Here is a 10,807-nt window from a genome sequence, read left to right on the forward strand (position 1 = left end):
GGACAGAGAACCATGAGTGATACCACCACAACAACGCTACCCTGTGTACTGATTCCCATGAACCACCGGCAGTTGCTGCTGCCCAACGTTTCCATAGCGGAAGTGGTGGATCACGATGCCAACCTCGCCAGCGGCGATGGCCCGGACTGGCTCGCCGGCTACCTGGAATGGCGTGGCCAGAAACTGCCCGTAATCTCCTACGAGGGGGCCAACGAGCAGGAGGCCATCATTCCCGGTGCCGGTCGCGGTCGCATCGTGGTACTCAATACCATTGGCCCGAACCATGACAAGCTGCCCTTCCTGGCCATTGTGACCCAGGGCATCCCCAGCCAGACACGCCTGGAGCCGGAACAGGTCCAGGGGCGCGAGGAAGCCGACCAGGGCCCCGCCGACCTGATGCAGGTGGAACTGGAAGGCGATACGGTCTGGATTCCCAACCTGGAATACCTGGAGAACCTGGGCATCGAGGCCCTCGGGAACGCCTGAGGAAACCCGGTCGGATAACGTCTGGCGGTTCCGCACCGAAGCCCTTCTGGTGCCCCTCTCCGGCCCGGCAGGTCCGCACTTGGTTATCGGCTCTTAAATGTTATACTGTTACATTATTTGCCGGAAACCAGAGTCATGTCTGCCAACGCGCTGCCCTACCGCCCCCACAACCATGATGCCTGCGTGCGTGATGCCCTGGCCGAGGCCCGGACCATCTGCGACGCCCGCAACGCCCGCCTGACCCCCATCCGTCAGCGGGTTCTGGAACTGATCTGGGAGTCCCACAGGCCCCTGGGGGCCTATGACCTGCTCGGGGTGCTGGCCCAGGAGGGGCACAACGCGGCGCCCCCGACCGTCTATCGGGCACTGGATTTCCTGCAGCAGCACGGTCTGGTGCACCGGATTGCCTCCCTCAACGCCTTTATCGGCTGCAACCACGCGCGGGAACACCATACCGGCATGTTCCTGATCTGCCAGCAGTGCCGTAACGTTCACGAACTGACGTCGGATGCGGTTTCCGGCGCGGTGGCGGACACCGCTGCCGAGCAGGGCTTCGCCCCCACCGAGACCACCATCGAGGTGGCGGGGCTGTGCCCCCGCTGCCGCTCCGGACAGACGGCCACCCCATGACCGGGACCGACGACGCTCCCCTGGTCCGCCTGGACCAGGTATCGGTGACATTGAACGACACCCCGGTGGTGGACCGGGTCAGCCTGGAAGTCCGCAGGAACGACATCGTCACCATTATCGGCCCCAATGGCGCGGGCAAGACCACACTGATCAAGGCAGTGCTGGGTATCCAGCCGGTAACCGACGGTCACATCCACAAGCCCCGGGGCCTGCTCACCGGCTATGTGCCCCAGCACCTCCACCTGCAGCCCACCCTGCCCCTGAGCGTGCGCCGTTTCCTGGCCCTGACCGGTGCCTCCGAGAACGACTGCCAGGCCGCCCTGGCCCGCACCGGCATCCGGCACCTGTTCCGTCAATCCGTGCACCATCTGTCCGGCGGCGAGATGCAGCGACTGCTGCTGGCCCGGGCGCTGGTGCGTAAACCGGACCTGCTGGTGCTGGACGAGCCCGCCCAGGGGGTCGACATCAACGGCCAGGCGGCACTCTACGAACTGATCCGCGAGGTGCGGGACGAACTGGCCTGTGGCGTGATCATGATCTCCCACGACCTGCACCTGGTGATGGCGGCCACCGACCGGGTCATCTGCCTGAACCAGCACATCTGCTGCAGTGGCTACCCCGCCGATATCTCCCAGGACCCGGCATTCGTGGAGACCTTCGGCCGCCCGGTGGCGGAAAGCCTGGCGGTCTACCACCACCATCACAACCACAGCCATGACCTCCACGGCGACGTGGTGGATCACGACCACAACGAGCACTGCGACCACCATGTCCCTTCTTGACCCGGTCCTCGACGACTTCTTCTGGCGTGCCCTGCTGGGCGGCCTGGGCATCGCCCTGGTGGCCGGCCCGCTGGGCTGCTTCGTGGTCTGGCGTCGCATGGCCTACTTCGGCGATACCCTGGCCCATTCGGCATTGCTGGGGGTGGCCCTGGGGTTCCTGTTCCAGACCAGCATCAACCTGAGTGTGGCCGCCACCTGCGTTATCCTGGCGTTGATCCTGGTGTCCCTGTCCCGCAGCCGGGCGCTGGCCACCGACACCCTGCTGGGCATCCTGGCCCACAGTTCCCTGGCCATCGGCCTGGTGGCCCTGAGTTTCATGCCGGACGTGCGGGTGGATCTCACCGGTTACCTGTTCGGCGACCTGCTCGCCATGACCCGGCAGGACCTGGCCTGGATTTTTGGTGGTGCGGTCGTGGTGCTGGCGTTATTGCGCTGGCTCTGGCAGGGACTGCTGATGACCACCATCCACGAGGAACTGGCGCGGGTGGAAGGCTTTCCGGTGGAACGCCTGCAACTGGTCCTGATGCTGATCTTCTCGCTGGTGATTGCGGTGGCCATGAAGATGGTGGGCGTGCTGCTGATCACCGCCCTGCTGATCATTCCCGCCGCCACCGCCCGACGACTGGCCACCAGCCCGGAAAAGATGGTGCTGATGGCCATCGGCTTCGGCATGATTGCGGTGGCCAGCGGCCTGGGCCTGTCCTGGAACCTGGACACCCCCGCCGGCCCCTCCATCGTGGTGGCGGCGTTCGTGGTGTTCCTGCTGGTCTACACGGTGATCCGGCGGGCCAGGGCCTAGGAGCCGACAGGCAGGATTTGGCAGGCCCTGACTGCTGGACTAGAGTGAAAGCTGATTGCAGGGCCCGGTTCTCCGCACCGGGATCATGGCGAACAGGAACCCAACATGGACCCCGAACAGGCGTCAGGAAGACACGTCTATCGCTGGTGGCTGATACCGGTACTGGTGCTGGTGGGCGGCATCCTGCTGACCGCCTTCATTGCCCCGCGTACGCTGGTGCCGGTGCGGGCACTGATTACGGACGTCACCGAGGCCCGGCATGAGCGGCTCCATGACATCCTGGCACTACGACTCGACGATACCCTCAAGTCCGCCCGCGCCCTCACCGCCCGTAGCCCCCGGGCCTTCAGTACACAGGCCAGTGCCTTTCTTGATACCCACCCGGAGATCCGCGGATTGGAGCTGCTGACCCGGGTCAGCCACGCCCACCGCCCCATGGTGGAACGGCGACTGAGCGAACAGAGCGGACAGTTCATTCGCTTTGCCAACTGGGTCGGGTCGTTCAACAGTCAGGTTGCCGGACCCGCCGACCACTACCTGATTATCCGACAGGCGCTCCCGCCGGAGGATACCGGCGCGGCAAGCCTGGGCCTGGTCGCCACCTCCGTGCCCCATTGGCGTAACGCCCTCCTGAAAGCACGGGAGGATAACCAGGTTACCGCCACCACGGTGACCAGTATGCGCCGTAACGGTGACGAGCAACGGGCCATGCGGCTGTTCGTCCCCCTGGGGCAGCAGGGCGAAGGCGACACCGGTGCGACCCGCCTTATCGCGCTGGTGATCGATCCCCAGCAGTGGCTGGAACAACTGCTCATGGGCGTCCACGACCCACGCTGGCAGCTGGAAATCCATGATATCAGTCAATATGCCAGGCGCCCCCTGGCGTCACTACAGGCATCGGGAATCCCCGCCGGTGCCGAGGCGACGATCCGCTCGACACTGGCCATCGGAAGCCGTCAGTGGATGCTGAGCACAAAACCATCCCGCGCCTGGATGAACAACCTCAGGCACCAGGTGCTCTGGCCGGCATGGATGACCGGGCTGGCCGTCACCCTGCTGGCCACGGCACTGACCGCCTGGGCAATCTGGCTGATGCTGCGTACCAACCGGCTGCTGGATCGTCGAACCCGACGGACCCGGCACCTGGGTCAGCAACTGGACAATACACGCCTGGAGAAAAACATCCTTCACCATTCGCTGCAGGAGAGCGACCGCCGGACGCGGGACCTGATCGAACTGGGCGCGGGAATTTTCGCGGAACTGGATGAGGGACGGCACATCGGCTACATCTCGCCACAGGCCGCCACGCTGCTGGACATTCCGTCCACCGAACTGATGGGAAAGGCCCTGGACATCCTGTTCCCGGAAGACTGCCAGATGGACCTGACCATGGCCTTCGACGCCGCCCGCCGGGACCACTCCGTCCAGAGGCTGGACACCAGGGTCACCACCCGCGACGGCAACCCGCTTCCGGTGGCCCTCAGGATCAAGGCGCTGAAGGACCCGCTCAGCGGCTGCTCCGGCTATCGGGTGTCATTGATGCCGAGGCAGTGACCATCACGACAGCGGACGGACAACATCCCGGATTCGCCCTGTCTCCACCAGCTCCATGAACTCCTCCCCCAGTCTCTCACTGCGGGCAATCGCCGTGCGCCAGGTCCGTTCGCGACCGGCATCGTCACCGGCAAAACGTTCGAAGTCCTTCCGGTCCGGCAGCTTCCGGTCCGGCAGCGACGCCAGGTAGTCACGGGACGGGGCAACCAGCAGCACATCCTGCAGCCGGGTAGCGTCCCCCCGGCGCCAGGGCAGGCTCTTGTCGAACCAGCCGGGCACCACCCGGTCGGTGAAATGGGGATACAGCACGATGCCGGGTTGCTGGTAGGGCAGGTCCAGGTGGTAGTCGAGCAGGCCGCCGTCCCGGTAGACTCCTTCCGGCGCCCCGGGAATATTGCGAATACCGGACATGACCAGGGGAATGGAGGCAGACGCCAGCAGGGCCGGGATCAGGTTATCCCGGCTCAGGGGCACTTGGTGGCTGGGGAAGTCCACCAGCTTGGCCAGTGGCGCGGGCAGGCGCTGGTCGTGGATGATGCCCCGCTCGAAGAAACGGCCCAGGTGTCGGCGGCTGACCATGTTGGCGCTGATGGCCCGCATCAGGCCCAGGGCCAGCCGCCCGCGGGTATCGTCCTCCAGGCCCCGGCCACTGCGGACCACGACGATATTGAGCCGGTACCAGGGGTGTTCGAGGATGGTCTGTTCGCGCCCGCCCAGCAGTTCCTCCAGGAACAGGGTGCTCTTGCGGGTCACCTCCGCCGGGCTCACACCCCTGGAGAACCGCTGGCAGGTATAGAGTTCCGCCAGCTTGGCCAGTTGCGACGCCGGATCGTCCGAGGACGCCACGGCGGCGAAGCGCCAGCTACCGATGGACGAGCCGATCAGGGCACGCTCCTGGGGCGCCCGCAACAGCCAGTCACCGAAGATGACCCGGTCAAGCCCCGACAGGCCAAGGGCCTTCGGTCCCCCGGCGGCACCGGGGATCACATGGACGTCCTCCGGTGTCAGCCCCTGCGCCCGGATCCGCTCCATGGCCCGGCGCCCGGCCCTGATGGTCAGTGCGGGCTGGCGGGTGTGAATGGCTGGCATGAAGGGACCTCCCTGGAACGTTCGTGCGACGGCTGGCGCCGGGTACTGGCCAGCGGATTGAGCGCGAGTTTAACGGAGTCCGCCAGCCACTGCCAGAATCGGGCCAGCGCAAACCTTGCCGTCCTTTCATCACTGGTGGTCCTTTCGCCCGGTCGCTGCGTAGATGGTACTGTTCACATGAAACTTCGCTTACAATGGCGGGTTTACCCGCACCGCAACGGAAACAGTCATGACAGACCAACTCGACTCCCTATCCGCCCATTACCGGGGCATTATTGAAGGTCTGGGCGAGAACCCGGACCGCGAGGGCCTGATGGACACGCCCAAACGTGCCGCCAAGGCCATGCAGTTCCTGACCCGGGGCTATGGCCAGACCCTGGACGAGCTGGTCAATGGCGCGGTGTTCGAATCCGCCATGGATGAAATGGTGCTGGTCAAGGACATCGAACTCTACAGCCTGTGCGAACACCACCTGCTGCCGTTTATCGGCAAGTGCCACATTGCCTATATTCCGGACGGCAAGGTGCTCGGCCTGTCCAAGTTCGCCCGCATCGTGGACATGTACGCCCGGCGACTGCAGATCCAGGAGAACCTGACCCGGGAAATCGCCGAAGCGGTGGAACGGGTGACCAACGCCGCCGGCGTTGCCGTGGTGATCGAGGCCCGGCATATGTGCATGATGATGCGGGGTGTCGAGAAACAGAACTCGGTGATGAAGACCTCCATGATGCTGGGCGGCTTCCGCAAGTCCCAGGCCACCCGCACCGAGTTCCTGCAACTGATCACCGCCGGGGGCTGACGCCATGACCGCTCCCGTTGCCGTGGTCACCGGTGCCGGCCGCCGCCTCGGGTACCATACCTGCCAGGCGCTACTGGAACGGGGCTACCAGGTGTTCGCCCTTTATCGCAGCACCACCGATGAGGTGGAGGAACTGGCACGACTGGGCGCCCACACCCTGCCCGCGGACCTGGCGGACCCCGGCAGTGTCGAGCAGGCCCTGGACGACATCCGCAACCGCACGTCACAGGTGCACCTGCTGGTGAACAACGCCTCCGAGTTCACCCCGGACAACCGGGATCACGGGGAACTGGCCAAACAGGCGGCACGATTGTTCCAGATCAACAGCACCGCGCCCATGATGCTGATGGCCGGGCTGGCCGATTGCCTACGGGCAGGCTGCACCTCTCCCGCCACACCCACGCTGGTGGTGAACATCACCGATATCTTCGTGGAGAAACCCAATCCGAAGTTTGCCGCCTATTGCGCCAGCAAGGCGGCCCTGAGCAACCTGACCCTGAGCTATGCCCGACTGCTGGCGCCGGACGTGCGGGTCAATGCGATCATGCCGGGGCCGATCCGGTTCCTGCCGGACCATACGGAAGCGGAACAGGCCAGCGTGCTTTCGGAAACCCTGCTAGCCCGGGAGGGCGGTTTTGACAGCGTGGTACAGCAGGTTATCGCCCTGCTGGACAACTATTTCGTCACCGGCGCCCTGATTCCAATCGATGGTGGCCGGCGCCTCGCCTAGAGGCCAGCCTTCAAGCAGCAGGGGCTCACCGCGCACGGCTTCCCCCTCCAGCAACCGCCGGTAATAGTCCTCGGTAATGGCCTGCCCCGAAAAACCGGGGCGGTTCCGGCTTTCCAGGATATCCACGTCAATGGGCCGGTCCCGAACGCTGCTGTCGGGATCGGAACGGTCACGACCGAGAGACTCCTCCAGTTCATTGAGGTGCTGCTTCACCCGATCCGGTGGCAGATCACTTTGGAATACCGCCAGGGCATTGAGGAAGCTGTTGTCCGATGCCATGCCCTGGGGCGCGGTGCGGACCACCGGGGACAGGGACACCGGGCCGAACAGGCGCGCCAGTCGCGCCACGGCCAGGGGCAGGTTATGTTTCGGGGCAATGTTGCTGCCCAGTCCGCACAGGTACCACATACCGGTTGCTCACGTTATGACGCTTTCTGATAGATCATACGGGCAATGCCACCCATCGGCCCAGTGTCCCGCCTGTTTTACCTTGATGAAACAGGACGTCGGTCAACCTGGCCGCCATTTTCCGGTAGGCAGAGGCGAGTTGCAGCCGTTAGTATGGGGCCTATCCAACGCCACTGTCCGGAGACTGATGCATGCCCGTAGAGCACCCGGAAATGATCCGCCAGATCCTGTCCGATGTTCGCACCATTGCCCTGGTGGGTGCCAGCGAGAAGCCCCACCGGCCCAGCCATGAGGTAATGGCCTACCTGCAGGGGCGTGGCTATCGGGTCATCCCGGTCAATCCCAGGCTGGCTGGCCGGACCCTGCTGGGCGAAACCGTCTACCCCGATCTGGCCGCCATTCCGGAGTCGGTGGACATGGCCGACCTGTTCCTGGCCCCGGAACGGACCGACCGGGTGATCGATGCGGCCATCGCCTGTCGCATCCCGGTTATCTGGATGCAGGTTGGCGTGATCAACCATACCGGTGCCGGGCGTGCGGAAGCCGCCGGCCTCAAGGTGGTTATGGACCGGTGCCCGAAACAGGAAATACCGCGCCTGGGTATTCCCCCCGTCGCTGCCTGACCGTATAGTCTGGTTCACAACCTGACGCACCTGGCGAAACAGTGACAGGGTGCCGCACATTTTTATTAAGAATGTGACATATTATTCAGGCGGCATGTCATCCCAGACGACCAGCAGCCGCTATAAGAAGAAGAACAACAACGACGTGACTTTAACGCCCTGCTTCCGGAGACCCGTGTGCGTCTGAAACGCCCGCTATCAGTCGTCCTCGTTCGTCATTTTATGAGACCGGTGTTTCCGGCCATCATCCTGTTGACCTTCCTGGGGATCGCAACCGCCCTCAAGCTGGGACTGGATTCCGAGGAAGATGCCCAGATCCGCCAGACCCTGGCCTCCGAAACCGAGTCCCTGGCCCGCCGACTGGAACATGACTTCCTCAATCACGTCATCGCCCTGCGCCGGATGGCCAGCCGCCTGGAACAACAACCCGATATGCCCAGGGAAACCTGGAGCCAGGATGCCCGCAACTACCTCGAGGACTTCCAGACCTTCCAGGCCATCGAATGGATCGACCGCGACTTCGTGATCCGATGGGTAGAGCCTCTGGAGGGGAACACCGAAGCGCAGGGATTCAACGTCGCCTTTTCCGAAGAACGGCTTGAGGCACTGACCCGGGCCCAGCAACAGGGCAGCCTGGATATTTCCGGCGTCATCAGCCTGACCCAGGGCGGCACGGGGCTGGTGGTCTATGCTCCGGTGGGCGCCGGGGCGGACAACAACGGTTTTATCGCCGGCGTTTTTCGCATGGAACGTCTCGCCGACGCACTGATCATTCCCCATATCCGCGGCAACTTCAGCCTGGAGTTGCTGGAGGAAGGCGACGTGACCTTCAGCCTGCCCACCCAGACCGCCACCCAGAATCGTTTCTCCCATACCACCGCGGCCAACCTGCCGTCGGTGCAATGGGCCGTGCGGGTCAAGCCCACCCGGGAATGGGTGGAACGCTACCGCAGCAACTGGCCCTGGGCCACCTTCCTGAGCATGCTGGCATTGGGGCTGCTGGTGTCACTCACCACGCTGCTGGTCCAACTGGTACTGAAACGCAACCAGGACCTGCTGCGAACCCGCCGGGACCTGGAGGAGGAAATTGACCAGCGGGTAGCCATCCAGCACGACCTGGAACGCCTGGCGTCCACCGATACCCTGACGGGCCTGGCCAACCGCCGGTTCTTCATGGAGGACCTGGAACACACCCTGTTGCAGGCAGACCGGCATATGCGGCAGGTGGGCCTGATCATGATGGACCTGGACCGTTTCCAGATGCTGAACGACTCCCTGGGACACCACTTCGGCGACGAGCTGCTGGCCATAGTTTCCAGGCGGCTCGACCAGCTCAGCGATGAACGGATCATGGTGGGGTATTCCGGGGGCGACGAATTCATGGTCTGCCAGCAGCATGTGGATGACATCGACGACGTTATCCACCTGCTCGGCCAGATCAAGGGGTGTTTCGCCGAGCCGTTCGAGATCCACAACGAGAAGCACCACGTCACCGCCACCATGGGGGTTGCCGTCTATCCCCAGAGCGGCGTGGACGCCGACATCCTGCTGCGCAACGCCGATATCGCCCTGTACCGCGCCAAGGAACAGGGACGCAATACCTACCAGTTCTATACCGAGGGCATGCAGGAGCGGGAAGTGCGCCGCCTGGAACTGGACAACGACCTGAGCGAGGCCCTGGCCCGCAACCAGTTCGAACTCTATTTCCAGCCACAGCTGGACCTGGCCACCTTCCAGTCCTCCAGTGTCGAGGCGCTGATTCGCTGGAATCATCCGCAACGGGGCCTGGTCCCCCCCGTGGAATTCATCCCGCTGGCCGAGGAAAGCGGTCGCATCACGGAAATCGGGCGCTGGGTGATCCGCGCGGCCTGCCAGCAGATCCGCCACTGGCAGGGCACGGCCCTGGAGAACCTTCGTATTGCGGTCAATATCTCCGGCCGCGAACTGGGCGAAGCCGACCTGCCGGAGTACCTGGCCCAGTGTTTCGATGAATACCAGGTCAGGCCGCAACAGCTGGAAATCGAACTGACCGAGGAGTCGTTCATCGAGAACGTCAAACACAACCACGAGCAGATGAGACGGATCAGCCAGCTCGGGGTTCACCTGGCGATTGACGATTTCGGGGTGGGCTATTCTTCCCTGGGTTACCTGCGGGACTTTACCGTGGACCTGCTCAAGATCGACCGCTCGTTCATCACCGATGTCACCCGGCGGCACGACGATGCCATCATCACCCGTGCCGTGATCAACCTGGCCCACAACCTGGGCATCCGGGTGGTGGCCGAGGGCGTGGAGACGGAGGAGCAACTGGAGTTCCTGAAGCAGCATCGCTGCGACATGGCCCAGGGCTACCTCATGAGCCGCCCGGTACCGGCTGGCGACCTGCCGGATGTGATCGCCAGGGGCCTGTTGCCCGTATCCCAGCATCAGGATCATTAAGTCGCCTGACCTGCCCATGGTAAACTGGTGTCAGTGCAATCGACTTCGAGGCAACCCGACGGGATATCCATGGCCAGCTACCTGACCCCGGAACAAGACCAGCGCCTTCGCCGCTGGGAATCCATCAACAAGTCCTATTTTATCTTCGCGTTCCTGGCCATGATCGGCCTGCTGGTCTTCAGCAGCCAGTTGGGCCTGTCCAGCGGCGATAGCTGGGGGCCTCTTGGCGTCCTGCTGGCCGCTCTTATCGTTCCCATCATCGTTCTCCAGCTCCGCCTCAAGTGCCCGGCCTGTGAGCATTCCATTGGCTGGCAGGCCAAACTGATGGCGCCGGATCAGTGTCGGCATTGTGGGGTGTTTCTTCGGGCTCGACGTTAGTTTTCTTGCATAAGCCTGCTGGGTTTGGAGCATGGGCTCTGGGGTACCCGGGGGGCTTTCACCGCCGCAATTCACGGTCCAGGGATGGAC

General features: G+C 63.8%; 12 protein-coding genes. 10 read left to right on the top strand and 2 right to left on the bottom strand.

Annotated elements, in window-relative coordinates; translation table 11 throughout:
* Nucleotides 1–12: 12 nt before the first annotated feature.
* The 5 genes from RO069_RS16350 to RO069_RS16370 all read left to right on the top strand — a co-directional run bounded on the left by RO069_RS16350 (nucleotide 13) and on the right by RO069_RS16370 (nucleotide 4,251).
* Entirely contained in the window at nucleotides 13–486 is a 474-nt protein-coding gene (locus RO069_RS16350) for a chemotaxis protein CheW (protein WP_328189005.1), read from the top strand.
* 135 nt (nucleotides 487–621) lie between these two features.
* On the top strand, nucleotides 622–1,116 hold the full coding sequence (locus RO069_RS16355; RefSeq protein WP_328189006.1) for a Fur family transcriptional regulator: 495 nt from the start codon (nucleotides 622–624) through the stop codon (nucleotides 1,114–1,116).
* Entirely contained in the window at nucleotides 1,113–1,898 is a 786-nt protein-coding gene (znuC, locus tag RO069_RS16360; protein WP_328189007.1) for a zinc ABC transporter ATP-binding protein ZnuC, read from the top strand. The genes RO069_RS16355 and znuC overlap by 4 nt, the downstream gene beginning before the upstream one ends.
* Nucleotides 1,885–2,697: a zinc ABC transporter permease subunit ZnuB gene (znuB, locus tag RO069_RS16365; protein WP_328189009.1), complete on the top strand. Its 813-nt coding sequence runs from the start codon at nucleotides 1,885–1,887 to the stop codon at nucleotides 2,695–2,697. Before znuC ends, znuB begins: the two co-directional genes overlap by 14 nt.
* Before the next feature lie 105 nt (nucleotides 2,698–2,802).
* Nucleotides 2,803–4,251, top strand: a complete 1,449-nt coding sequence (locus RO069_RS16370) for a CHASE domain-containing protein (protein WP_328189010.1) — start codon at nucleotides 2,803–2,805, stop codon at nucleotides 4,249–4,251.
* Nucleotides 4,252–4,254: 3 nt separating this feature from the next.
* Here the strand turns inward: RO069_RS16370 and RO069_RS16375 are convergent, their stop codons facing one another.
* Nucleotides 4,255–5,340 (bottom strand): patatin-like phospholipase family protein, encoded by a 1,086-nt coding sequence (locus RO069_RS16375; protein WP_328189012.1) that lies wholly within the window; start codon nucleotides 5,338–5,340, stop codon nucleotides 4,255–4,257.
* Nucleotides 5,341–5,569: 229 nt separating this feature from the next.
* Here RO069_RS16375 and folE point away from each other — a divergent pair, with 229 nt between their 5' ends.
* Entirely contained in the window at nucleotides 5,570–6,139 is a 570-nt protein-coding gene (folE, locus tag RO069_RS16380) for a GTP cyclohydrolase I FolE (protein WP_328189014.1), read from the top strand.
* Nucleotides 6,140–6,143: 4 nt separating this feature from the next.
* Nucleotides 6,144–6,869 carry an SDR family NAD(P)-dependent oxidoreductase gene (locus RO069_RS16385; protein WP_328189016.1) on the top strand — a complete coding sequence of 242 codons (726 nt, stop codon included), beginning with the start codon at nucleotides 6,144–6,146 and terminating at the stop codon, nucleotides 6,867–6,869.
* On the opposite strand, the gene RO069_RS16390 is transcribed toward RO069_RS16385, so the two are convergent.
* The gene (locus RO069_RS16390; protein WP_328189018.1) at nucleotides 6,756–7,277 is read right to left on the bottom strand and encodes a 2-amino-4-hydroxy-6-hydroxymethyldihydropteridine diphosphokinase; all 522 of its coding nucleotides are present in this window, start codon (nucleotides 7,275–7,277) and stop codon (nucleotides 6,756–6,758) included. The genes RO069_RS16385 and RO069_RS16390 overlap by 114 nt on opposite strands.
* A 191-nt stretch (nucleotides 7,278–7,468) precedes the next feature.
* Here RO069_RS16390 and RO069_RS16395 point away from each other — a divergent pair, with 191 nt between their 5' ends.
* The 3 genes from RO069_RS16395 to RO069_RS16405 all read left to right on the top strand — a co-directional run bounded on the left by RO069_RS16395 (nucleotide 7,469) and on the right by RO069_RS16405 (nucleotide 10,717).
* Nucleotides 7,469–7,900, top strand: a complete 432-nt coding sequence (locus RO069_RS16395; protein ID WP_328189020.1) for a CoA-binding protein — start codon at nucleotides 7,469–7,471, stop codon at nucleotides 7,898–7,900.
* Nucleotides 7,901–8,122: 222 nt separating this feature from the next.
* Nucleotides 8,123–10,339, top strand: a complete 2,217-nt coding sequence (locus RO069_RS16400) for a putative bifunctional diguanylate cyclase/phosphodiesterase (RefSeq protein WP_328189021.1) — start codon at nucleotides 8,123–8,125, stop codon at nucleotides 10,337–10,339.
* Between the two features lie 69 nt (nucleotides 10,340–10,408).
* Entirely contained in the window at nucleotides 10,409–10,717 is a 309-nt protein-coding gene (locus RO069_RS16405) for a hypothetical protein (RefSeq protein WP_328189022.1), read from the top strand.
* Nucleotides 10,718–10,807: the final 90 nt, after the last annotated feature.

It is taken from the genome of Marinobacter sp. OP 3.4, from assembly GCF_036224885.1.
Taxonomy (GTDB): Bacteria; Pseudomonadota; Gammaproteobacteria; order Pseudomonadales; family Oleiphilaceae; genus Marinobacter.

Coding starts and splice junctions, on each gene's coding strand:
- RO069_RS16350 (WP_328189005.1), top strand. CDS start 13: ATGAGTGATACCACCACAACAACGCTACCCTGTGTACTGATTCCCATG.
- RO069_RS16355 (WP_328189006.1), top strand. CDS start 622: ATGTCTGCCAACGCGCTGCCCTACCGCCCCCACAACCATGATGCCTGC.
- znuC (WP_328189007.1), top strand. CDS start 1,113: ATGACCGGGACCGACGACGCTCCCCTGGTCCGCCTGGACCAGGTATCG.
- znuB (WP_328189009.1), top strand. CDS start 1,885: ATGTCCCTTCTTGACCCGGTCCTCGACGACTTCTTCTGGCGTGCCCTG.
- RO069_RS16370 (WP_328189010.1), top strand. CDS start 2,803: ATGGACCCCGAACAGGCGTCAGGAAGACACGTCTATCGCTGGTGGCTG.
- RO069_RS16375 (WP_328189012.1), bottom strand. CDS start 5,340: ATGCCAGCCATTCACACCCGCCAGCCCGCACTGACCATCAGGGCCGGG.
- folE (WP_328189014.1), top strand. CDS start 5,570: ATGACAGACCAACTCGACTCCCTATCCGCCCATTACCGGGGCATTATT.
- RO069_RS16385 (WP_328189016.1), top strand. CDS start 6,144: ATGACCGCTCCCGTTGCCGTGGTCACCGGTGCCGGCCGCCGCCTCGGG.
- RO069_RS16390 (WP_328189018.1), bottom strand. CDS start 7,277: ATGTGGTACCTGTGCGGACTGGGCAGCAACATTGCCCCGAAACATAAC.
- RO069_RS16395 (WP_328189020.1), top strand. CDS start 7,469: ATGCCCGTAGAGCACCCGGAAATGATCCGCCAGATCCTGTCCGATGTT.
- RO069_RS16400 (WP_328189021.1), top strand. CDS start 8,123: ATGAGACCGGTGTTTCCGGCCATCATCCTGTTGACCTTCCTGGGGATC.
- RO069_RS16405 (WP_328189022.1), top strand. CDS start 10,409: ATGGCCAGCTACCTGACCCCGGAACAAGACCAGCGCCTTCGCCGCTGG.